Source organism: Inquilinus ginsengisoli (genome assembly GCF_050434925.1).
Taxonomy (GTDB): domain Bacteria; phylum Pseudomonadota; class Alphaproteobacteria; order DSM-16000; family Inquilinaceae; genus Inquilinus; species Inquilinus ginsengisoli_B.
The window spans coordinates 3,768,036-3,790,198 of sequence record NZ_JBNDJK010000001.1; the positions used below are offsets into that span (position 1 = coordinate 3,768,036).

Sequence of the window (22,163 nt, forward strand, 5' to 3'; positions counted from 1 at the left end):
GGAATGTCCGGGATGAAGATCAAGGCGCCGCTCCAGCCGCGGTCTTCATCCGGTTTTCTTTCCCTTCGCGCTCGGCTTGGCTGCTGCCTTGGCCTTATTTTTCTCCGCCTTGGAAGTGCCGGCCCTGGAAGCAGCGGCGGGCTTTGTCGCCTTGGCTTTCCGCGCCTTGGCCGGCCCGGGCGTCTCGACGTCGACCCATTGCCCGGTTCTGCCCGAGGCGATGATCGCGTCGCAGACGACGGTCGTCTCCAGCGCGTCGCGGAAGGTCGGCGCGGCCGGCTCGCCGTCGGTGAGGCCCTGCAGGAAATCGGCGACCTGGTGCACGAAGGAATGCTCGTAGCCGATGGTCAGCCCCGGCACCCACCATTTGCCGAGATAGGGGTGCTCGCCGTCCGTGACCAGGATGGAGGTCCAGCCGCGGAGCGCGCCGGGCGAGCGGTGATCGAACCAGGCGAGACGGTTGAGGTCGTGCAGGTCCCAGGCGAAGGAACCCTTCTCGCCGTTGATCTCCAGCGTATAGGCGGCCTTGTGGCCGCGTGCGTAGCGGGTGGATTCGAAGGTGCCGAGCGAGCCGTTCGAAAAATGGGCCAGCACCGCCGCGGCATCGTCGATGCCGACCTGCTGCACCTTGCCGGTCAGCGCATGCTTGCGCTGCTTGACGAAGGTTTCGGTCATCGCGGTCAGGTTGTTGATCGAACCGTTGATCCAGATCGCCGTGTCGATGCAGTGCGCCAGCAGGTCGCCGGTCACGCCCGAGCCGGCCGCGTCGACATCCAGCCGCCATGTCCCGGCGCCGCCCTGCGGCACGTCGGGTGAGATGGTCCAGTCCTGCAGGAATTTGGCGCGGTAGTGATAGATCCTGCCGAGCAGGCCCTGGTCGACCATCTGCTTTATCAGGCTCACCGCCGGCACGCGGCGATAATTGTACCAGACCATGTTCGGCACCCCGGCTTTCTCGACCGCCTGCACCATCGGCAGGGCTTCGGCGGCGCTGCGGGCCAGCGGCTTCTCGCAGGTCACCATCTTGCCGGCCTTGGCCGCCGCGATCGCGATCTCGGCATGGCTGTCGTTCGGCGTGCAAATATCGATCACGTCGATATCCTTGCGCTCGATCAGCCTGCGCCAATCGCTCTCGACCCCCTCATAGCCCCACATCTGCGCGAAGGCCGTGGCCTTCTCGCCATTGCGGGCGGCGACGGCCTTCAGGACCGGCCGGTAGCCGGTGTCGAAGAACTGCGAGACCTTGCCCCAGGCATTGGAATGGGCCCGCGCCATGAAGCCGTAGCCGACCATGCCGACATTGAGTGTCTTGGTCATTATTGTTTCCCCCGTTTTCAGTCTTCGCGCCAGCCATGGGCGTCGCGCACCTTGATCATGGCGCCGAGCACGGCATTCCAGGTCTTCTGGTCCTCCATCACCGCGTTCGGGAACATGCAGCCGTCCCAGCAGATATGGCGCATCCGCCTGGTCAGGGTTCCGTCGCCGTCGCGCAGCCAATACCCGGCATGCCTGGTGATATCGAGCCTGCCGTTCGGGTCCGTGACCTGGCAGTGGCGGCCGGTCTTCTCATGGTCGCCGGAGCCGAAGACGGTGCCGTCATTCTGCGCGACGTGGAAATCCATGGTCCAGGGCCGGAGCGCATCGGCGACTTTCCGATAGGCGGCATCGAGCGTCGCCTGGTCGGACCAGTCGAAATCCTTGGGCAGGATGCGGTCCTGCTCGGCATTGTAGCCGAGCGTGTAGAGCATCGAATGCGCCATGTCGGCCTGGTAGCCGACCACGCCGGGGCGATCGACCAACTCGAGCAGCTTGACCATCTCGCGCCAGGAATGCATGCCCCCCCAGCAGATCTCGCCCTCGGCCACGAGGAACTCGCCATGGTCCTCGGCGATGTCGGCGGCCTCGCGGAAGGTCTGCGCGATCAGCCGGGTGTTGCCCTCCGGATCCCGGTCCCAGGCCTCGACGCCGGTGGAGGAGTCGATCCGGATGCCGCCGGTCGGGCGGATGCCGAGCGCGCGCATCTGCTGTCCGATGGCGCAGGCCTTCCGGACCTGGGTGACGAAGCGCTTGCGGTCGTCGGCCGAGCCCATGGCCGATCCGCCGCCGGCACCACCCCAGATCGGCGCGACGAAGGAGCCCACCTTCAGCCCATAGCCGGCGATATGGTCGGCCATCCGCTTGACCGCATCCGCGTCGCTGTCGATCGAGACATGCGGATCGGTGATGAACAGGTCGATGCCGTCGAACCTGACACCGTCGACCTCGGCGTCGGCGGTCAGGCGCAGGAGCGTGTCGAGTGGAATGATCGGCTCGGAATCGCCGCCCTTGCCGACGATTCCCGGCCAGGCGGCATTGTGCAGCTTCGGAAAATTGTTGGTCATCGAATCCTCCCGGATCTGAAGTCGCGCAGGCTTCTCGTTGACTGCCGGTTTGCCCGGTCAGCGTCGCAATTCTCGCAGCGGTCGTCAGCGCGGTGGACGAGGTCCGCTCGCGGATCTTGGCGCCCTTCTCGTCATACGGAAAGGGCCGGGTTCACCGGCACCCGTCATCCTGCGGTCGAGCGGATCAGGGTTTCCTTCGCCGAAGCCAGATGGGCGCGGCAGGCGAGCTCGATCCTGGAGGTGTCGCGGCTGAACAGCGCCTCGATATAGGCGAGGTGCTCGCGGATCGCGACCTCGTTGCGCTGCCGTTCGTCATGCTTGTTCCACTGATAGTGGTAGTGGAAGATCAAGGTGATGATGTCATAGAAGCCGTCGATAAACCGGTTGGGGGTGGCCGTGTTGACGAGCCGGTGGAAACGGCTGTCGAGGTCGGAGAAGTCGTGATAGCGGAGCTCGATCTCTTGCAGCAGGGCGACGTGTTCCTCACGCAAGGCATCGATCTTTCGCCAATGCGGTGAGCTTTGCGGCAATGCCGCGAACGTCATCGCCGACCGCAGCTCGAACATCTCGCGGATCTCGAACAGGTCGAGCGCGAAGCTCGGCGTGAAGCCCTGGAACACCCAGCCTGCGTTCGGCCGCTTCTCGATCAGCCCGAAGCGCTGGAAGCGGTTGAGGAACTCGCGGATCCCGGTGGTGGCGACACCGAACTGGCGGGCCAGGTCGAGCTCGTTGATCGCCGTCCCGGCGCGGGCGTCGCCGCGCAGCATCCATTCCATGAAGCGCTTCTCGATCTGCTCGGCCATCGGGATGGTTTCCGCCGCCGGAAACCGCTGCATCGCTCCCCCGTCCGAGCGGACGAACCGCCGGCGCCCGGCACCGGCCACGGTCCCTTGCCCGGCCAGCGTCGAGAGCACCTTCCGCACCGTGGTGCGGCTGACCCCGAGCTGCGCGCTGAGCACGGTTTCCGACGGCAGCGGGTCCCCATCCTCGATCTCCGCGAGCAGGTCCAGGGCGTCGTTGAAGGCGCGCTTGAATACCGTGTCGGACTTCATGCCGGTACTCTCCCTCTCGCTTTCGGTCTTTTAATCCATAAAAAACAGTTTGACCACAAGCTCGGTTGGTTTTTCTGTATAAGGAACAATTAAGCATATCCTAGGGAGGAATAAATATGGTCGGCCTGAGAGTCCGGCTGGTGCCGGTGAGCGCGTGAGCCCGATCCTCGAAGTCGCCGGGCTGTGCAAGAGCTTCGGGCCCGTCGAGGTGCTGCGCGGCGTCGACCTGCATCTCGATGCCGGGGAAGTCCTGGCCGTGGTCGGCGACAACGGCGCCGGCAAGTCGACGCTGATCAAGCATATCTCGGGGGTCTACCGGCCCGATGCCGGCCGGATGCTGCTGGCCGGCACGCCGCTCGACCTGTCCTCGCCGCGCGAGGCGCGGCAACGGGGCGTCGAGACCGTCTATCAGGACCTGGCGCTCGCCGACGACCTCTCGATCGGTGCCAACATCTTCCTCGGCCGCGAGCCGATGCGACGGCTGTTCGGGTTCCTGCCTGTCGTCGACGAGCGGACGATCCGGCGCGAGACCGCGGAGCTGCTGAAGCGGATCCGCAGCGAGATTCCGGCCGAGGCCCGCACCGTGGCGCGGCTCTCGGGCGGGCAGCGGCAGGCCGTCGCGATCGCACGGGCGATCTATTGGAAGGCCAAGGTGGTGCTGCTCGACGAGCCGACCGCGGCGCTCGCGGTCATGGAGCGCGAGCGGGTGATCCATCACACCCGCGACCTCGCCGCCCATGGCGTCGGCGTCATCTATATCGGCCACAACCTGGTCGAGATCCTGAAGGTCGCGGACCGCATCGCCGTGATGTTCCGCGGCCGGGTGGTCCACGTCACGCCGGCGGCGGAGACGGATCAGGAGACCCTGATCAAATACATGACCGGCTACAGCGAATCCAAGAAGGCAGCCTGAGCGCTGCACGACACGGGGAGGAACCATGATGCGCAAGTCGTTACTGGCTGCTTCGGCGGCGATCTTTGCCCTCGCGGGCGTCACGCCGGCGAGTGCCGAGGACACGGTCGCGGTGATCGTGAAGGCGACCACGTCGGAATACTGGCAGTGGGTGTTCAAGGGAGCCGAGGAGGCCGGCCGGCAGCTCGGCGTCAAGGTCGACAAGCTGGGCACGCCGAAGGACGATGCCGCCGGCCAGATCGCCGTCCTCGAGAACGCAGCCGGGTCGAAGCCCGCCGCGATCGTGATCTCGCCGACGATCTTCGAGGCGCTGGGGGATCCGATCGCCGCGGTGACCGCCGCCGGGATCCCCGTCATCGTCATCGACTCCGGGGCGAAGACGGACCAATACGCCTCCTTCCTCACCACCAACAACGAGGCCGGCGGCAAGGCCGCGGCCGAGGCGATGGCGGCGTGCGTCAAGGAGCGGACCGGCAAGGCGGCAGGCAAGGTCGGCTATCTGACCGCCATGGCCGGCCATGAATCGCTCGACTCGCGGGACCGGGGCTTCGTCGAAGGCCTGAAGGCCTATCCCGACATCACGCTGGTCGGCAACCGGGTCGGCAACAATGAGGAGGCGGAGGGGATGACCCTGACCGCCGACATGCTGACCAAGGATCCGGACCTCGTCGGCCTGTTCGCCGACAATGCGCAGATGGGAACCGGCGCAGGCGCTTCGGTCGCGGAGCAGAAGCTGGGCGCGAAATTCTGCCTGGTCGCCTTCGACTCCGATGCCGGGGAGCTGGAGCATCTGAAGGACGGCTCGATCTACGCCCTGATCGTCCAGGACCCCTTCATGATGGGCTTCGCCGGGGTCTGGTACGGCTACGCCGCCGCCCATGGCGTGCGCCTGCCGAAGACCATCGACACCGGCGTCGGCACGGTAACCAAGGCGACCATGAACGATCCAGCGCTGGCCGGCCTGCTCGACGTGTCGAAGCGCAAGCTCGGCCCGTTCCTGGCCGACTGATCTGCCGCGGGCGGCGGTTGCCGCGGCAGCCCTCGCCCGCCTTCATCACGGAGGTCCGATGACGGATCAGCCCATGCTGCATACCCGCCCCGGACCGCGCCTTCGCGGCACTGCGCCGGGCAAATCCCTTCAGGCTCTGCTCCGGCGCCTGCCGATCGAGACCTATGTCATCGCCTTCACGGTCGCGCTCTGGGTCGCGCTGGCGCTGACCACGCCCAATTTCCTGACCGAAGGCAACATCAGCAACCTGATGCGGCAGACGCCGGTCGCGGCGATCGTCGCGATCGGCGTGATGTGCACCATCGTCATCGGCGGCATCGACCTGTCGGTGGGGTCGGTGGTCGCGTTCTGCGGCGTCGCCTTCGCCCAGATGTGCGGGCACGGCCTCGGCCTCGCGCCCGCCGCCCTGCTGACCCTGGCGGCGGGGGCCGGGGTCGGGCTGGTCAATGCCGCCGCGGTCGCCCGACTGGGCATCCCGCCCTTCATCGTGACGCTGGCGGGCCTGCAGGTCTATCGCGGCCTGGCATTGCTGCTGTCGGGCGGCATGACGATCGGCGGCCTGCCGGCCGAGGTGAAGGAATTCGCCCGCGGCACCACCGGCCTGCCCAACCTGTTCTGGGCGATGGTGGCGGTCGGGGTCGCCGTGCACTACCTGCTCCGCTTCACCCGGACCGGGCGATACATGTACGCGATGGGCTCGAATGCCGAGGCGGCGCGCCGGCAGGGCATCAACACGCCCCGCATCACGCTGGTCGCCTATGTGCTGAGCTCGGGCCTCGCCGCCCTGGCCGGCATCCTCCTGGTCTCGCGCCTCAGCATCGCGTCGCCATCCATGGCCAATGCCTACGAGCTGCAGGCGATCGCCGCGGCGGTGGTCGGCGGCGCCAGCCTGTTCGGCGGCAGGGGCACCGTGCTCGGCACGGTGGTCGGCGCCGTCCTCTTCACCACGATGAGCAACGCGGCCGTCCTGCTCGGCATCGACCCGTTCTGGGAGATGGTGCTGGAAGGCCTCCTGATCGCGCTCGTGGTCTATCTCGATAACCTGCAGAAGCGACGGCAGGCCGGTTCCTGACGGGACGCCGGCGCGATGTCGGTGCGCGCAATCGGAGAACGGACGAGCCATGCGGGCAGTGGTGTGCCGGGCCCCCGGGGAACTGGTGCTCGAAGATCGGCCGGAGCCCGAGCGGGGCGACGGCGAGGTGCTGGTCCGGGTGCGCCGGATGGGCATCTGCGGCACGGATTTCCACATCTACGAGGGCAGCCACCCGTATCTGCGATACCCCCGGATCATGGGGCACGAGCTGTCCGGCGAGGTGCTGGAAGCGCCCGAAGGCAGCCCGCTGAAGCCGGGCGACACCGTGATCGTCAACCCGTATGTCTCCTGCGGCGCCTGCATCGCCTGCCGCGCCGGCAAGCCCAATTGCTGCGTCCGGATCGCCGTGCTGGGCGTGCATCGCGACGGCGGCATGTGCGAGAGGATCACCGTGCCGGAGCGCAATCTCTATCCGGCGGGTAGCCTCACGCTCGACCAGGCGGCGAGCATCGAGTTCCTGGCGATCGGTGCCCATGCGGTGGCCCGGTCCGGCCTCGCGCCGGGCGCCCGAACCCTGGTGATCGGCGCCGGGCCGATCGGGCTCGGCACGGCGGTCTTCGCCGGCCTGGCCGGGGGCGACGTATCGATCATGGATCGCGAGGCCGACCGGCTCGCCTTTGCGCTGGACAGCGGCATCGCGGTCCGAAGCATCGGCGCCGGCAGCGGTGCGGCGGAGGCGGTCCGCCAGGCGACCGACGGCGACGGCTTCGACGTGGTCTTCGATGCGACCGGAAGCCGGGCCTCGATGGAGAGCGCCTTCGGCCATGTCGCCCATGGCGGCACGCTCGCGCTCGTCAGCGTGGTGACCGAGAGCATCGCCTTCTCCGATCCCGAATTCCACAAGCGGGAGATGACCGTTCTCGGCAGCCGCAATGCCCTGCGGGCGGATTTCGAGCGGGTTGTCGCCGCGATCGAGGACGGCCGCGTCCCGCTGCGGCACCTCCTCACCCACCGCACCAGCCTGGCCGGCGCGGTCGCCGATCTCCCGCACTGGGCGACCCGGAAGAGCGGGCTGGTCAAGGCGCTGGTGGAGATCGACTGACGCGCAGGCGCCACTCGCTCAAAGACTCGTATAATCGAGCCCGGTCAGGCGCAGGGCGCGGCCGTCCTTCGCCGCGATGGTCCGCATCTCGCGCTCGAGCGCATCGCGGTCGTCGGCGCCGCGCAGCATCCGCCCGGCGAGCGGGTCGAACCGGCCTGCGGCGATATCGGCGATCAGCATGGCCGCGCGCGTCGGCGGGATATCAACACCGTCGTCAAACAGTTGCTTGATGCCGGGCAGATGGGCCTTGCCGGCTTCGGAGGTCAGCTGCAATTCGGTCATCGCCGTCCGGACGAGGCCGGGATCGACGGCAAAGGCCAGGACGCCGCCGGCCTTCGTCGTGTCGTTGAGGCATTCGGTGAAGCGCATCACCGCGGCTTTGCTGGCGGCATAGCCGGAGCCGTGCGGAAAGCTCGTCCCGGTCCCGCCGCCCACCAGGTTGACGATCCGGCCCCGTCCGCGTGCCAGCATCCGCGGCGCCGCGACCCGGCAGGTGTGGAAGGTGCCGCGCAGATTGATCTCGACGTCGCTCCACCAGGTCTCGGGATCGCACTCCCAGATCGGGCCGAAGGCCCGGAACGAGCCGTGATTGTTGACCAGCGTGTCGACCGGCCCGAGTTCCCCGGCGATCCGGTCGAAGGCGCGCTCGACCGCCGGGCCGTCGACGAGGTCGAGCGGCAGCGCGATCGCCGTCCCGCCCTCGCCGGCGATCATCGCTCGGGTCTCTCGATTTCGCGTGCCGTGCGCGCCAGGACCGCAACCCGGGCACCGGCCCGGGCCTGGTGCAGCGCGATCTCGCGCCCGATTCCGCGGCCTGCGCCGGTCACGACCGAAACCGTGCCGTTCAAACTCGTCATGACCTGATCCTCCAGCATCCGGCTTGCGAAAGGCGTCACCGGCGGCTTGGCAGACCGTGCCGATATCGAGCCGATCACTCCGCCTCACTACACCCGTGAGGCGATGCGATCAAAGCTGTGTCGCGATGTACTTGGCCTCGAGGAATTCCAGCACGCCCTGCGCGCCGCCCTCCCGTCCGAGCCCGCTCTGCTTGGTGCCGCCGAACGGCGCCGCCGGATCGGAGACCAGCCCGCGGTTGAGCCCGACCATGCCGGTCTCGATCCGGCGGCAGACCCGCAAGCCCCGAGCCAGATCGCGGGTGAAGACATAGGCGGCCAGCCCGTATTCGGTCGCATTGGCCAGGGCGACGGCCTCGTCCTCCGTCTCGAACCGGCTGAGTGCTGCGACCGGCCCGAAGATCTCCTCCTGCGCCATGGCGGCATCGGCCGTGACCCCATCCAGCACGGTCGGCGGGTAGAAACAGCCCGGCCCGTCCGGCCGGCGGCCGCCGCAGAGCAGCCGGGCGCCGCGCGACAGGGCGTCGTCCACCAGCCGCTCGATCTTGTCGACCGCGGCCGGGTTGATCATCGGGCCGCATTCGGTGGCGGGATCGGCGCCGGGGCCGACCTGCAGCGCCACCATGCGCGCCGCGAGCTCCGCCGCGAACCGATCGTACAGGCCGGATTGCACATAGAGGCGGTTGGCGGCGGTGCAGGCCTCGCCGCCATTGCGCATCTTGGCCAGCATGGCGCCTTCGAGCGCCAGCTCCAGGTCGGCGTCGTCGAAGACGATCAGCGGGGCGTTGCCGCCGAGTTCCATCGAACAGCTCACGACATGCTTCGCCGCCTCGGCGAGCAGCACCCGGCCGATCTGAGTCGAGCCGGTGAAGGACAGCTTGCGCACCCGGGGATCCACCAGCATCGCCGCCGTCACCGGGCCGGGCGTGGAGGTGGTCAGCACGTTGATGACGCCCGGCGGCACGCCGGCCTCGGCGCACAGGGCGGCGAGCGCATAGGCGGTCAGCGGCGTCTCGCTCGCCGGCTTCAGCACAACGGTGCAACCGGCGGCGAGCGCCGGGGCGATCTTGCGGGTCGCCATCGCCGCCGGGAAGTTCCAGGGCGTGACCAGCACGCAGATGCCGATCGGCTCGTAGTCGACGATGATGTGGTTCGCCCCGGTGGGGGAGAGCATGAAGTCGCCGCAGATGCGCACCGCCTCTTCCGCGTTCCAGCGGAAGAAGTCGGCGGCATAGGCGACCTCGCCGCGTGCGTCGCGCAGCGCCTTGCCGTTCTCCAGCGCGATCAGCCGCGCCAGATCCTCGGCGCGTTCGGTCATCAGCTCGAAGCAGCGGCGCAGGATCTCCGACCGCCGGCGCGGTGGTGTCGCGCGCCAGGCCCCGGCCGCCTGCGCGGCCGCCTCGACCGCTGTGGTCGCATCCTCGACCGACGCGTCCGGCACCTCGGCCAGGCGCTGTCCGGTCGACGGATCGATGACGGGGATCGATGCGCGCCCCGCCGGCCACAGCCACTCTCCGCCGATGCAGAGGCCGCGGGCACAGCTGGCCGGATCGATGCCCGATGCGGAAGGGGACACGGCTGAAAGCGGCATCGCAACGGTCATGGGTGGGTTCCCTTATTCGAAAGCAGGGTCGGACGCGGCCGCGTCGAGGTCGCCGCGATAGGCGGCATCGACCAGCCGGCGCATCTCGGCGAGCCCGATCGGGCGCGGATTGTTCTTGATCAGGCGCTCGATGCCGACCGCCTGCTCGGCGGTCCAGTCCAGCTTGTCGGCGGGCAGGCCGAGGCCGGCGAGCGTCGGGGTGATGCCGATGGCGCGCAGCAGCCGCGTCACTTCGTCGATGGCGGCGTCGGCCAGCGCCGCGCGCGTGGTGTGCCCGCCGTCCACCCCAAGCGCGATGGCAATCTCAGCCATCTCGTCCAGCGCCGCGGCGCGGTTGAAGCGCATGACATAGGGCAGGGCGGTCGCGACGCCCAGACCGTGGGGCGTGTGGGTCAGGGCGCCGACGGGATACTGGATCGCGTGCGCCGCCGCCGTGCCGGCCGTGCCGAAGGCGCAGCCGGCCGCCAGCGCCGCCATCATCACCTCGGCCCTCGCATCCTCGTCCGCCCCGTCGCGCCAGGCACGTTCGAGGCTGCGCCCGAGCAGGCGGATGGCGAGCAGCGCGAAATGGTCGGTCAGCGCGCTCTTGCCGATGAAGACGTGCTGCTGCGCCAGCTCCGCCGAGGGCGGGCGCCGCCCCGCGGTGAACGCCTCGATCGCATGGGTCAGCGCATCGGCGCCGGCGACCGCGGTCAGGGCGGGCGGGCAGGAGAGGGTGAGGTCGGGATCGCAGATGGCCGCGGCGGGGATGAGATACGGGCTCGAGATGCCGACCTTCAGCAGGCGGTCCGGATCGGAGATCACCGCGACCGGTGTCGCTTCCGATCCGGTCCCTGCTGTGGTGGGAACGGCGATCACCGGCAGCATCGGTCCCGGCACCTTGAACTCGCCGTAATAGTCCGGCAGCCGGCCGCCATGGGTCAGCAGCAGGGCGGCGCATTTCGCCATGTCGAGACAGCTGCCGCCGCCGATGCCGATGACCAGGTCGGGCGCGAAGCCGCGCGCCTCGTCGGCGCAGTCGGCAGCGCTGTCGCGCGGCACGTCCGGCTGCACGCGGCCATGGACACTGACGGCTAGGCCGGTCGCGCGCAGCCCGTCCAGCATCCGTTCGAAATCGGCTGATGTGGCCAGCCGCTCGTCGGTGCACACCAGCGCCCGCCGCCCGAGGCGGCCGGCGACAGCCGGCAAAGCCGCGCGCTGGCCTTTGCCGAACAGGATCTCCTTGGGCAGCCGGATCGCCGAGAAGAGCGTCACGATCGACTCCATCGATGGGGATGAGCCGGAACATCGGCCATGCGAGATCCTATATCAAATCCTATAGGATATCGTATTGAATGCGGCGGAGGATCGTGCTAGCTCTCCTTCATGTCAAGGGACAAAGCAGTGCGCAGCCAGAAGCCGATCCTTCCATCCCCTTCGGCGGCCGATCCGGGCGGCCCGGCGATCCATCGTGCCGCCAGCCTGGCGGAGGAGGTCTATGAGGCGATCTTCGCCCAGCTGATGGCGCTGAAGATCCCGCCGGGTGCCCGCATCACGGTCGATGCCCTGGTGCGCGAATTCAACGTGTCGCAGACGCCGATCCGTGAGGCGCTCGGCCGCCTGGAAGGCGAAGGCCTGGTAGTCAAGACGCACCTCGTCGGCTACAGCGCGGCGCCCCAGGTCTCGCGCCGGCGCTTCACCGAGCTGTACCAGCTGCGCCTGCTGCTCGAGCCCGACGCCGCGCGCAGGGCCGCGGCGGCGATGACGGATGCGGCGCTGCAGGAGCTGACTGCGGCGGCGGGGGTGATGTCGCGCCCGGACGGACCGGACGAACGGGCCCGCTACTCCCAATTCGCGCGCGAGGACGCGGTGTTCCACGACAAGATTCTCCAGGTCGCGGGCAACGAGCTCATCCGCGAGACGCTGGTGCATCAGCACACGCATTTTCATATTTTCCGCCTGATGTTCCACTCGCGGGTGACCGAGGAGGCGCTCGACGAGCACGCGGCGATCCTTGCCGCCTTCTCCCGTCGCGACCCGGACGAGGCCGAGCGGGCAATGCGCACCCATATCGAGCGGTCGCGCGACCGCCTGCTGCCGGCATTCGACTGATGCCAGGAGCCATGGGCAGCGGGCCGATCCGTGATACGCTGGCGGAAAAGGGAGGATAACGATGGGACAGGTCGACGCCTGTGCGCTGAGCCTGACCAATGTCAGCAAATCCTACGGCCATGTCCGGGCCTTGCACAACCTGTCGTTCAGCGTCGCCGAAGGCCGCTTCTTCGTGCTGTTCGGGCCCAGTTCGGTCGGCAAGACGACGACGCTGCGCATGATCGCCGGCCTCGTCCCGCCGGATCGCGGCCGGGTCGAGATCTTCGGCCGGGATTGGACGCATGAGCCGATCGCGGGGCGCGGCGTGTCGATGGTGTTCCAGTCCTTCGCGCTCTACCCGCACCTCACCGTCTTCGAGAACCTGGCCTATCCGCTGCGCGAGGCCGGGGTGGGGCGGGAGGAGATCGGTCGCCGTGTCCGGGAGACCGCGACGATGCTCCGGCTCGACACGAAGATCGGCCGCAAGCCCGGCACGCTGTCGGGCGGCGAGCAGCAGCGGGTCGCGCTCGGCCGTTCCCTGATCCGGCGCCCCCGGATCCTGCTGCTGGACGAACCGCTGACCAATCTCGACGCCAAGCTGAGGCACGAGATGCGGGCCGAGCTCAAGCGCCTGCATCGCCAGTTCGGACTGACGATCGTCTATGCGACGCCCGACGAGCTGGAGGCGCTGTCGATGGGCGAGGAGATCGCCGTGCTGCGCGACGGCGGGGTCGTGCAGACCGGGACGCCGGACGAGCTCTACGAAGCCCCGCGCGACCTGTATGTCGCCGGCAAGATCGGCTCGCCCACCATGAATCTAATCAAGGGCACCCTGGCCCGCGACGGCAGCGTCATCGACTCCGCGATCGGCCCGCTGCCATGCATGCGCAAGCTGAGCAGCGCGGATGCGGGGGAGGCGGCCGTGGTGGGCATCCGGCCGAACGACATCCGCCTCGCGACCGGCGGCGAAGGCGGTATGGCGGCGAGCATCGCCATGCTGGAGCCGTTGGGCGACGTCACCGTGATCTCGATCGAGACCGCTGGCGAGACGCTTCGGCTGGTGCTGCCGGAAGCGGCGGCTGCGGGCCTGCAGCCCGGTCAGCAGGCCTCGATCGTTCTCGATCCAAGAAAACTCCACGTCTTCCGGGCCTCGAACGGACAGGCAATCACCTGACGCCGGGGTCGGACAAGAACAACAACACCGACAACACATGGGGAGGAGACCTGATAATGACGGCGACGACAAAGATCAAAGGTGTAGTGGTGGCAGCAGGGTTGGCCGCTCTGCTGATGACGGGCGCGGCCAAATTTGCCCAGGCCGAGGAGGTGACGCTGTCGATGGCGGTGCCCGACTGGCCGCCGACCCGCGTCATGAAGAAATTCTTCGATGAGCAGTACAAGCCGAAATCCGGCAACACCGTGAAGCTCGATGTCGATTTCATTCCATGGCCTGATTTCTACACACGCGTGAATGCGTCGCTCACCTCCGGTGAGCAGAAATACAATTTCATCGTGTCCGACTCGCAGTGGCTGGGCGCCTTCGTCGAGGGCGGCTATTTCCGCAAGATCAACGATCTCCTGGATGCCGACCCCGAGTTCAAGAAGGCGTTCATGGAGATCCATCCCAATCCGCTGAACGCGTACGCGACCTATCCTTACAAGTCCGAGAACTATTACGGTTTCCCGCAGTTTCCCGACGTTCTGGTCACCTTCGCGCGCAAGGACATCATCTGCGACGAGACCGAACAGAAAAACTTCATGGCGAAGTACCAGAAGAAGCTGCCCTGCACGGGCGAAGAGATCGACGCCATGACCTGGGACGATTTCAAGAATATTGGTGAGTTCTTCCGGCGCAAGAAGGGCGAGACGCTGGCGGGCAAGCCCGCCGATGACGATTTCTACGGCATCGCCTTCCAGGCCGGCAAGGCCTACGACTTCTCATCGATGCAGGTGAACGGCTTCATCTGGCAGATGGGCGGCGACATCTGGGACGAAACCAAGGTCCCCCAGGGCCAGGCGGAGGGCGTGGTGAATTCGCCGGCCGCGGTGAAGGCCCTGGAGGCTTATCTGAACCTGATCGACTACATGCCGCCGGTCGCCAAGACCGGCACCATGGACATCTTCAAGTCGGACGAGCTGTTCCGCGAAGGCAAGGTGGCCATGAATGTCGACTGGATCGGCCTGGGCGAAGCCTCGCTCGATCCGAAGACCTCGAAGGTCTCGGACAAGCTGGTGTTCGGCCTGATGCCGGGAACCATGGGCGCCGACGGCAAGATGGTGCGCTGGTCCAACATCGGCGGGCAGCCCTTCGTGCTGACCACCTGGACGACCGACGCCCAGATCAAGGAGGCCGTGGACTTCGTGAAGTGGTGGCTGTCGCCCGAGATCCAGCATCAGTTCGCGGCGGCGGGCGGCCAGTCGGCGATCAAATCGGTGTATTCGGACCCGAAATACGTGACCTATCGCCCGTGGAACCGGGCGTGGGCTCCGTCTCTGGACTGGCAGAAGGACGTGTGGCACGTGCCGCAGTTCTTCGAACTGCTGACCCAGCAGCAGGATCAGTTGGATCTGGCGATCACCGGCAAGCAGGACGCCAAGGCGACCTTGGACAACATTGCCAAGTTCCAGCAGAACCTGCTGACCGAAGCGGGCCTGATCCAGTGATGTGACGAGGCCGCTGCCGCCCGCCGTCGGGCCGGCGGCAGCGATCCCGAACCGGGCCGGCGTGCCGGACCCGCCAAGCAGAACTGCGATCGAGAGCACTCATGTCCGTGACACCAACCATGACGGCTCCCAGGGCCCGGACGTCGCCGGCGTTTCTGGAGATCTCCGCCGACAATTGGCGGCTGGCGATAGCCGCGGGCATCGTCGTCACCGTGGCCGCCGCGGCGGCGCTGCCCGCTTCCATCGCCTTCTGGATCGTCGGCGCCGCGGCGGCGCTGGTCGCCGCCGCGTTCGTGGTCAACGCCTACCGCCGCCGCTACTATGGCGGGCTGCTGGTGGCGCCGGCCATCGCCGTGCTGTTCACGATGAACATCTTCCCGCTGCTGTGGTCGCTGGGGCTTTCATTCTTTGCCTACCAGTCGAACCAGCAGTCGATCCGGTTCGTCGGGCTCAGCAACTACATCAAGGTGCTCACCAACGACATCGCCGCGGCCGACAACTGGCACGCCCTGACCAACACGGCGATGTTCGTCGTGCTCACGGTCGCGGCCCAGATGGTCGTCGGCTTCCTGCTGGCCATGCTCTTCGCCAAGCAGTTCCCGCTGCGCAAGTATCTGCTGATCCTGGTCTTGGCGCCGATGATGCTGTCGGTCGTCGCTTCGGGCGTGTTCTTCACCTACTACTACGACCCGACCTTCGGCATCCTCAGCTATGTGATGAACGGCATCACCGACGGCCAGTTCATCCTGATGGACAGCAAGGCGGGTGCGGTGGGCGGCATCGTCTTCGCCGATGCCTGGATGTGGTCGCCCTTCGTCATGCTGCTGGTGCTGGCCGGGCTCGTGTCGGTGCCGAAATACCTCTACGAGGCGGCCGCCATCGACCGGGTCTCCGCCTGGCGGCGCTTCTGGACCATCACCTTCCCCTATATCCGCGGGCTTCTGATGCTGGCGCTGCTGTTCCGCACCATCGAGGCGTTCAAGCTGGCCGACCTCGTCATCCTCCTGACCAAGGGCGGCAACGACACGATGACGATCTCATACCACCTGATCCGCATCGCCAACGAGCAGAACAAGACCAGCGAAGGGGCGGCGATTTCCTACGTCATGCTGTTCATGGTGATCGTCCTGACCAACCTCTACCTCTATCTCGCCAATCGCCGGAACGGGGAGAGCTGACCATGGCCTCCGGCCCGTCCATCTGGGAACGCATCGGTTTTCGCCGGAGCCACGGCGTCGCGGAGGCCGGCTGGGGGCGCACCCTGGTCGTGGCGGGCGTCAGCCTGGTCTACTTCCTGCCGGTGCTGTTCATCATCTTCACCGCGATCAAGCCGCAGGAGCTGGCGCTGTCGGTGCCGCCGACGCTGTCGCCGACCTCGCTGTTCGGCCTCATCCCCGACCGCTTCGTCTTCACCCCGACGCTGGAGAATTTCGGCTCGGTCTTCTCGCGGGTGATGACGACCGGCGGGCAGCCGGAGGCGACCGGCTTCGACCGCTTCTTCTTCAACTCGATCGTGATCGCGACCGTCTCGGTCCTGCTGGCCCTCGTCCTCGGCACGCTGGCGGCCTACGGCTTCTCGCGCTACCCGCTCAAGGGCAACGACACCTATCTCTTCATCATCCTGACCACGCGGATGCTGCCGGCCATCGTCGTCATCATTCCAGTGATCCTGATGTTCCGCGCCGTCGGCCTGTCCGGGTCGTATCCCGGCATCATCCTGCTCTACACTGCCTTCAACCTGGCCTTCACCATCTGGATGATGAAGAGCTTCTTCGACGAGCTCTCGACCGATGTCGAGGACGCCGCACGCATCGACGGCTCGTCTGAGGTCAAGGTGTTCTGGAAGATCTGCCTGCCGCAGGTCGTCGCCGGCCTGGCCGCGACCTTCGTGTTCGGCCTGATCCTGACCTGGAACGAGTTCCTGTTCGCGCTGCTCCTGACCGGCGCCGACACGCGCACCGTGCCGGTGGCGATGAACCAGGCCGTCTCCTCCGGCGGCCGCGGCACCGACTGGACGCTGCTGGCCGCGATCGAGACGCTGTTCCTGATCCCGGTCTTCCTCGTCACCTTCTTCCTGCAGAACCACCTGCTGCGCGGCGTCACCTTCGGCACGGTCAGGAAATAGCGATGTCGACCATCGAGATCCGCGGGATCACCAAGGCGTTCGGCTCGTTCGTCGCGGTCCGGGATGCCGACCTGTCGGTCGCGGCGGGGGAGGTCGTCTGCCTGCTCGGCCCGTCGGGCTGCGGCAAGACGACGACCCTGCGCATGATCGCGGGGCTGGAGCGGGCCACGGCGGGCGACATCGTGATCGCGGGACAGCGCATGAACGAGCTGTCGCCGCAGAAGCGCAACATCGCCATGGTCTTCCAGTTCTATGCGCTGTATCCGGCGCTGACGGTCGGCGAGAACATCGCCATGCCGCTGCACCGCGAAGGCATCGGCAAGGCGGAGGTCGCCGCCCGGGTCGGCAAGGTGGCCGACATCCTGCATCTGCGCGATGTCCTGGACCGGATGCCGGGGCAGGTCTCCGAAGGGGAGAAGCAGCGCGTCGCCGTCGCGCGCGCCATCGTGCGCGACCCCAACTGCTTCCTGTTCGACGAGCCGTTGTCGCGGCTGGACGTGGAGCTGCGCCACACCATGCGCGGCCAGATCAAGGCGGTGCTGTCGAACCTGTCCAAGGCCACGGTCATCGTCACCCACGACCAGCTCGAAGCCCTGACCATGGCGGATCGGATCGCGATCATGCGCGACGGCATGATCGAGCAGGTGGGCAGCCCGCACGAGGTCTTCGCCAAGCCGGCCAACGTCTTCGTCGCCAGCTTCATCGGCACGCCGCAGATGAATCTGATCGAGGCGGAGCTCAAGGGCTATGGCGGCGGCAAGGCGACAGTCACCTTCGACCAGCAGGACGTCGATCTCCCCGCGAACCCCGCCGTCGCTGCCCTGGGGCCGGGACGGGTCACGGTCGGCGTGCGCCCGCGCGCCTTCACCGTCGTGCCCCAGGACACCGCCGGCACGATCGACGCCGTGACCGAGCTGATCGAGCCGATGGGCGCCGAGACGCTCATCCATGCGCGGACCAAGGCCGGCGGCGACATCCGGGTGGTCGTCCCGCGCGACAGGAAGGTCAAGATCGGCGAACCGCTCCACCTGGTTCCGGATCCCGTGCAGACCCACATCTTCGCCGCGGACGGCAAGGCGGTGCGGGCATGAGCCGGCATGACCAAGGCCATGGCGGACTGTCGCCCGCAGGCGCGCGCAGGCTGGAATACGCGATCATCGGGCTCGGGATCGTGGCGCTGGTGCTGATCTTCCAGCCCTTCGGCATCGCACTGTTCACGGCGGGGGGCATCATCGTCATCGTGGCGGCGCTGGCGAACAACCTGCTGCCGATGGCGCAGCCCGGCGTCCCGAAGCGGTCCGTGGTGAAGGCGGCGATGATCGTCGCCATGATCTTCTGTCTCACCCTGCTGGTCGCGATCGCCGCCGCGCATCTCTACGGCCAGTTCTTCCTCAAGCCGCCGGATCCCAGCACCGTCACCGGCAAGGCCCAGCTGGCCGCCAAGCCCTGGTACATGCACGGCTTCACCTGGACGGTCGCGGCCATCGCCGGCGTCCTGGCCTGCACCCTGATCCTGCAGGGCCGCCGAAGGGGCGGAAGCGAGGAAGGATCCGGCGAGCACCATCCTTCAACATCTCCGGGAGAGTAAAAAATGAGCCTTGATCAAGCCGCCCTCATCCAGCGGATGCAGCAGCTGATGTCCACCTCGCCGGTCCCGTCCATCTCCACCGAGCTGCTGGCGACGGCGGATGGCGAGCTGAACCGGGAGCTCAACAGCTTCCTGTTCGACCCGCCCTCCGATCCGGCCCTGCTCAAGGGCAAGCGGATCGCGATCTGCTGCACCAACGGCGTGGAGGAGGTGGAGATCCTGGGCGCCCATCGCTGGCTGACCGAGCATGGCGCCACGGTCCACATCGTCTCGCCGCGCATCGGCGAATTCGATCCGACGCTGGGCCTGCGCTTCCCGCCGCAATGCGCCACCCACGTCCTCGCCATCCGCCTGATGGAGAATGCGGGCTGGCTGAAGATCGACCGCTACTCCGACGAGGCGAAGGCCGCGGATTACGACTCGGTCCTGCTGCCCGGCGGCTGCTGGAACCCCGACGCGCTGCGCATGGACAAGCCCACCCTGGCCTTCGTGCGCGCCATGTATGAGGCCGGCAAGCCGACGACCGCGATCTGCCACGGCCAATGGGTGATGGTCAGCGCCAAGATCCTCAAGGGCAAGCGCGCCACCGCGGTGTGGAACATCCAGATCGACCTCGAGAATGCCGGCGCAGTCGTGCTCGACGAGCCCTGCGTGGTGGACGGCAACCTGATCACCGCGCGCTTCCCCTACGACCTGCCGCGGCTGGTCCAGGCCATGGTGCAGCAGCTGCTGGCCACTGCGGGACAGGCGTCGGCGGCGCAATGAGCGTCGTGGCTGATCTCGCCTGATGGGGCCGGGCCGGCGGCGGGTTTGCGAGACCATGGCCTCTCCCGCAAGCGAGACCTTTTCAGAATGACTCAACTCCTCCGGTATGGATTTTTCATCCTCCCCCTCCCGCAGGAGAGGGGGAGGATGAAAGGCGTAGGTCGAGACGAACGGCTGAGTTCTGAAAAGGTCTTGCAAGCGGGAGAGGCAACGAACCGGGCCCGACGAGGGTGCGGAAGAGGTGTGTGAATCCGATAGCCGATGGGAGGAGGGGGCATGAAGTACGGGTTCAACCTGCTGCTGTGGACGGGGCACGTCACGGATGAGCACACACCCCTCCTGAAGACGATCCGGGAGACGGGATATGACAGCATCGAGGTCCCGGTCTTCGAGGGCACGCACGAGGACTACGCCAGGCTCGGGGAGCGGCTTGCGGCGCTGGGCTTCGACGTCACGACGGTGAGCGTCCTGGGGGCGGGCCACAATTGCCTCGCGGACGACCGGGCCGAGCGGGACGCCGCGCTGGACCGGACGAAATGGGTGATCGACTGCACCAAGGCGCTCGGCGGGTCGATCGTCGCCGGCCCGATGCATTCCCAGCTCGGCCATTTCACCGGCCACGGCCCCACGGCCCAGGAGCGCCGGCGCGGCATCGAATTCAACCGCCGCGTCGGCGACCACGCGCAGCGGCACGGCGTGCGCTTCGCCCTCGAGGCGCTGAACCGCTTCGAATGCTACTTCCTCAACACGATGGAGCAGTTGGCCGAGTATCTGGACGAGGTCGACCATCCCGCCGTGAAGGGGATGTACGACACCTTCCACGCCAATATCGAGGAGAAGGACCCGGTCGCCGCCATCGGCACGATCAGGCGCCACATGATCCATGTCCATATCTCGGAGAGCGACCGCGGCACGCCGGGCAAGGGTCATGTGCCGTGGGGGGCCACCTACAAGGCGCTGCGGGAAGCGGGCTATGACGAGAGGCTGACGATCGAGGCCTTCGGCCGCGGCGTCCCGGCGCTCGCCGCCGCGACCCGCGTGTGGCGCGACTTCTTCCCCAATGAGGAAGAGGTCTACCGATCCGGCTTCGCGCATATGACGCAGGGCTGGGCCGATGCCGGGGGCTGAGCGGTGCCTGCGGATCGTCCGTCACGCTCGCAGGCACAAGCGCATGACGGTGTCCTGATCATGGTTGCCGAAGTCCCGGCCAGTCGGCTTTTCCTCCGGACGCCCTGTCCTGCGACACCCGGGCGCAGCCGGCTTCGCGGGGTGCCGAGCGGCAATGCCGGATGCTGCTCAGCCGCCGGAACTCGCGCGTAGGCAATCTCCCCGTCAGTGATTAGCCTGAGGCCGGTGCTCACTGGCCGTCAAGCCGCCCGGCGCACCGCATCGGCCGGGTCCCAGGCCCTGAGAACCCGATGCCGATCGGAGGCGCCGGTCAGAGGGCCATGCCGCCCGAAACCTCGATGCGCTGGGCATTCACCCACCGGTGATCCTCTGACGGCAGGGACGCAATCATGGGGCCGATACCTTCCGGCAATCCGGCCCGCCCGAGAGCCGTCATGTCCGCCACCCGCTTGTTCAGCTCGGGATTGTCCCGGAGCATCCCGCCGCTGAATCGGTGGCAATGGCGCCAGGCGCGACCGTGTTGACGGCGATACGGCGGGTTCCCAGCTCTTTCGCCATGTATCTGGTCAGCACCTCGACCGCTCCCTTCATCGAAGCATAGGCACCGCTGCCCGGTATCGTGATGCGGGTCAGTCGATGCGCCCGCCGTCATTGATGAACGGCAGCAGCGTCTGGGTGAGAAAGAAGACACCCTTGAAATGGACATTGTAGAGCGCATCGAGTTCCTCCTCGGTCGTGCTCTGGAAACCGTTGCAGCTGCAACGCTGTGGTTCGACGGAGATCCGCGCTACTGCGGGAAGAGCACGGCGATGGCGATTGCCATCGTCACGATGCTGAACACGGTGCTGGCGATGACCATGGATCCGGCTGTCGCCGAGTCCAGGCGGTAGTTCACGGCGAACAGGATCCCGAAGAACCCTGACGGCACCGCCGCCAGCAGAATGGCCACCTTCGCGGTTTCGGCCGGAACCGGCAGGATGAACACGACCAGAGCGGTCAGCAGCGGCCGGATGATGTCGGCCGCTCCGGTCGCCCTGACGACCTTCCAATCCAGCCGGAAGGACTGGCCCGACAGGACCAGGCCGGTGAGGAACAGCGCGACGCCGGCGGCGGCATGCCCGATCAGCAGCAGGCAGGCGTCGACGACGGGGCCGAGCTTCAACTGCAACAGCGAGAGTGCGATGCCGAGCACCGGCGCCAGGACCACGGGCTTGGTCAGCGCGCGCCGCAGGGCTCGGAGGATCCGCAGGGTCACCGGTTCGGCAGCCGCGCCGTCCTTCCCCCCATAGATCTCGAGGAGGACCAGTGTGAGCGGACTGACGAGGATGGAGCCGGCTGCCAATGTGACGGCGACCGGGACGGTTCCGGCCGGGCCGAGCACCGCGGAGACGATGGGAAGCCCGACGCCCGCGAGGTTCGGAAAGGCGATCGTGAGGGCCTGGAGCGCAGCGTCCTCCTTGCCGATCTTGGAGGATGCGTGCTGACGGAAATACCACGCCAGGTACAGCAGCAGCATGACTCCGCCGGAGATCGCGAAGAGCGGCGCCTGGGCCAGCATCTCGTTTCGTGGCGCCGATGCCGTCGCCGCGAACACGGATGCCGGCAGGGCGAAGTCCATCACCAGCTTGTTCAGGCTGTCGACCTGATGATTTTCGACGATGTGCGTTCGTCCGGCGGCATAGCCGAGGCCCATGACGAAGAAAACCGGCGCCAGCGCCAGCAGGATTGCTTCGGACATCATGGGAACGGCCTCCACCTGCGGATGACCGGGACGATGCGCGGGCACCTCGCCGCGCAATTCGCCCATGTCATCGGTCAAAGGCTAAGGGCGAAGCCGCGCGCCGCTCCATCGCACATTCGATCGTCGGTGCTCCGT

General features: G+C 67.3%; 20 protein-coding genes and 1 pseudogene. 13 read left to right on the plus strand and 8 right to left on the minus strand.

The annotated features are described in order from the left end of the window. Window positions 1-45: 45 nt before the first annotated feature. The 3 genes from QFZ27_RS17910 to QFZ27_RS17920 all read right to left on the minus strand — a co-directional run bounded on the left by QFZ27_RS17910 (window position 46) and on the right by QFZ27_RS17920 (window position 3,433). The gene (locus QFZ27_RS17910; protein ID WP_429227740.1) at window positions 46-1,317 is read right to left on the minus strand and encodes a Gfo/Idh/MocA family protein; all 1,272 of its coding nucleotides are present in this window, start codon (window positions 1,315-1,317) and stop codon (window positions 46-48) included. A 17-nt stretch (window positions 1,318-1,334) separates the two neighbouring features. After that, window positions 1,335-2,381, minus strand: a complete 1,047-nt coding sequence (locus QFZ27_RS17915; RefSeq protein ID WP_429227741.1) for a sugar phosphate isomerase/epimerase family protein — start codon at window positions 2,379-2,381, stop codon at window positions 1,335-1,337. 164 nt (window positions 2,382-2,545) lie between these two features. Then, window positions 2,546-3,433 (minus strand): GntR family transcriptional regulator, encoded by an 888-nt coding sequence (locus QFZ27_RS17920; protein ID WP_429227742.1) that lies wholly within the window; start codon window positions 3,431-3,433, stop codon window positions 2,546-2,548. Between the two features lie 154 nt (window positions 3,434-3,587). Between QFZ27_RS17920 and QFZ27_RS17925 the strand changes: the two genes are divergently transcribed. The 4 genes from QFZ27_RS17925 to QFZ27_RS17940 all read left to right on the plus strand — a co-directional run bounded on the left by QFZ27_RS17925 (window position 3,588) and on the right by QFZ27_RS17940 (window position 7,490). Then, entirely contained in the window at window positions 3,588-4,346 is a 759-nt protein-coding gene (locus QFZ27_RS17925) for an ATP-binding cassette domain-containing protein (RefSeq protein WP_429227743.1), read from the plus strand. A 28-nt stretch (window positions 4,347-4,374) separates the two neighbouring features. Next, a complete protein-coding gene (locus QFZ27_RS17930) occupies window positions 4,375-5,355 on the plus strand; it encodes a substrate-binding domain-containing protein (protein ID WP_429227744.1) in 981 nt (326 codons plus the stop codon). Between the two features lie 73 nt (window positions 5,356-5,428). Then, window positions 5,429-6,427, plus strand: coding sequence for an ABC transporter permease (locus tag QFZ27_RS17935; protein ID WP_429227745.1), 999 nt, complete (start codon window positions 5,429-5,431; stop codon window positions 6,425-6,427). A 49-nt stretch (window positions 6,428-6,476) separates the two neighbouring features. Continuing rightward, complete coding sequence (locus tag QFZ27_RS17940) at window positions 6,477-7,490, plus strand: zinc-binding alcohol dehydrogenase family protein (RefSeq protein WP_429227746.1); 1,014 nt, start codon at window positions 6,477-6,479, stop codon at window positions 7,488-7,490. Window positions 7,491-7,508: 18 nt separating this feature from the next. Here the strand turns inward: QFZ27_RS17940 and QFZ27_RS17945 are convergent. The 3 genes and pseudogenes from QFZ27_RS17945 to QFZ27_RS17955 form a co-directional block, all read right to left on the minus strand. After that, window positions 7,509-8,365 (minus strand): annotated as a pseudogene (locus QFZ27_RS17945) (SDR family NAD(P)-dependent oxidoreductase). A 91-nt stretch (window positions 8,366-8,456) separates the two neighbouring features. Then, the gene (locus QFZ27_RS17950; protein WP_429227747.1) at window positions 8,457-9,947 is read right to left on the minus strand and encodes an NAD-dependent succinate-semialdehyde dehydrogenase; all 1,491 of its coding nucleotides are present in this window, start codon (window positions 9,945-9,947) and stop codon (window positions 8,457-8,459) included. 12 nt (window positions 9,948-9,959) lie between these two features. Further along, the gene (locus tag QFZ27_RS17955) at window positions 9,960-11,201 is read right to left on the minus strand and encodes an iron-containing alcohol dehydrogenase (RefSeq protein ID WP_429227748.1); all 1,242 of its coding nucleotides are present in this window, start codon (window positions 11,199-11,201) and stop codon (window positions 9,960-9,962) included. 129 nt (window positions 11,202-11,330) lie between these two features. Between QFZ27_RS17955 and QFZ27_RS17960 the strand changes: the two genes are divergently transcribed. The 9 genes from QFZ27_RS17960 to QFZ27_RS18000 all read left to right on the plus strand — a co-directional run bounded on the left by QFZ27_RS17960 (window position 11,331) and on the right by QFZ27_RS18000 (window position 20,287). Beyond that, window positions 11,331-12,038, plus strand: a complete 708-nt coding sequence (locus QFZ27_RS17960) for a GntR family transcriptional regulator (RefSeq protein ID WP_429227749.1) — start codon at window positions 11,331-11,333, stop codon at window positions 12,036-12,038. Window positions 12,039-12,099: 61 nt separating this feature from the next. Next, window positions 12,100-13,191, plus strand: a complete 1,092-nt coding sequence (locus tag QFZ27_RS17965) for an ABC transporter ATP-binding protein (protein ID WP_429227750.1) — start codon at window positions 12,100-12,102, stop codon at window positions 13,189-13,191. Between the two features lie 56 nt (window positions 13,192-13,247). Further along, a complete protein-coding gene (locus QFZ27_RS17970) occupies window positions 13,248-14,681 on the plus strand; it encodes an ABC transporter substrate-binding protein (protein ID WP_429227751.1) in 1,434 nt (477 codons plus the stop codon). Window positions 14,682-14,800: 119 nt separating this feature from the next. Next, window positions 14,801-15,859 carry a carbohydrate ABC transporter permease gene (locus tag QFZ27_RS17975; RefSeq protein ID WP_429227752.1) on the plus strand — a complete coding sequence of 353 codons (1,059 nt, stop codon included), beginning with the start codon at window positions 14,801-14,803 and terminating at the stop codon, window positions 15,857-15,859. A 2-nt stretch (window positions 15,860-15,861) separates the two neighbouring features. After that, window positions 15,862-16,806, plus strand: coding sequence for a carbohydrate ABC transporter permease (locus QFZ27_RS17980; protein ID WP_429227753.1), 945 nt, complete (start codon window positions 15,862-15,864; stop codon window positions 16,804-16,806). A 2-nt stretch (window positions 16,807-16,808) separates the two neighbouring features. Next, window positions 16,809-17,897 (plus strand): ABC transporter ATP-binding protein, encoded by a 1,089-nt coding sequence (locus QFZ27_RS17985; RefSeq protein ID WP_429227754.1) that lies wholly within the window; start codon window positions 16,809-16,811, stop codon window positions 17,895-17,897. Further along, window positions 17,894-18,394 (plus strand): hypothetical protein, encoded by a 501-nt coding sequence (locus QFZ27_RS17990; protein WP_429227755.1) that lies wholly within the window; start codon window positions 17,894-17,896, stop codon window positions 18,392-18,394. Before QFZ27_RS17985 ends, QFZ27_RS17990 begins: the two co-directional genes overlap by 4 nt. Before the next feature lie 3 nt (window positions 18,395-18,397). Continuing rightward, window positions 18,398-19,159 (plus strand): DJ-1/PfpI family protein, encoded by a 762-nt coding sequence (locus tag QFZ27_RS17995; RefSeq protein WP_429227756.1) that lies wholly within the window; start codon window positions 18,398-18,400, stop codon window positions 19,157-19,159. A gap of 276 nt (window positions 19,160-19,435) precedes the next feature. Then, complete coding sequence (locus tag QFZ27_RS18000) at window positions 19,436-20,287, plus strand: sugar phosphate isomerase/epimerase family protein (RefSeq protein WP_429227757.1); 852 nt, start codon at window positions 19,436-19,438, stop codon at window positions 20,285-20,287. A 453-nt stretch (window positions 20,288-20,740) separates the two neighbouring features. Here QFZ27_RS18000 and QFZ27_RS18005 read toward each other — a convergent pair whose 3' ends face one another. Next, window positions 20,741-20,878, minus strand: coding sequence for an SDR family oxidoreductase (locus QFZ27_RS18005; RefSeq protein WP_429227758.1), 138 nt, complete (start codon window positions 20,876-20,878; stop codon window positions 20,741-20,743). A gap of 196 nt (window positions 20,879-21,074) precedes the next feature. Then, window positions 21,075-22,094, minus strand: coding sequence for an AEC family transporter (locus QFZ27_RS18010; RefSeq protein ID WP_429227759.1), 1,020 nt, complete (start codon window positions 22,092-22,094; stop codon window positions 21,075-21,077). Window positions 22,095-22,163 lie beyond the last annotated feature (69 nt).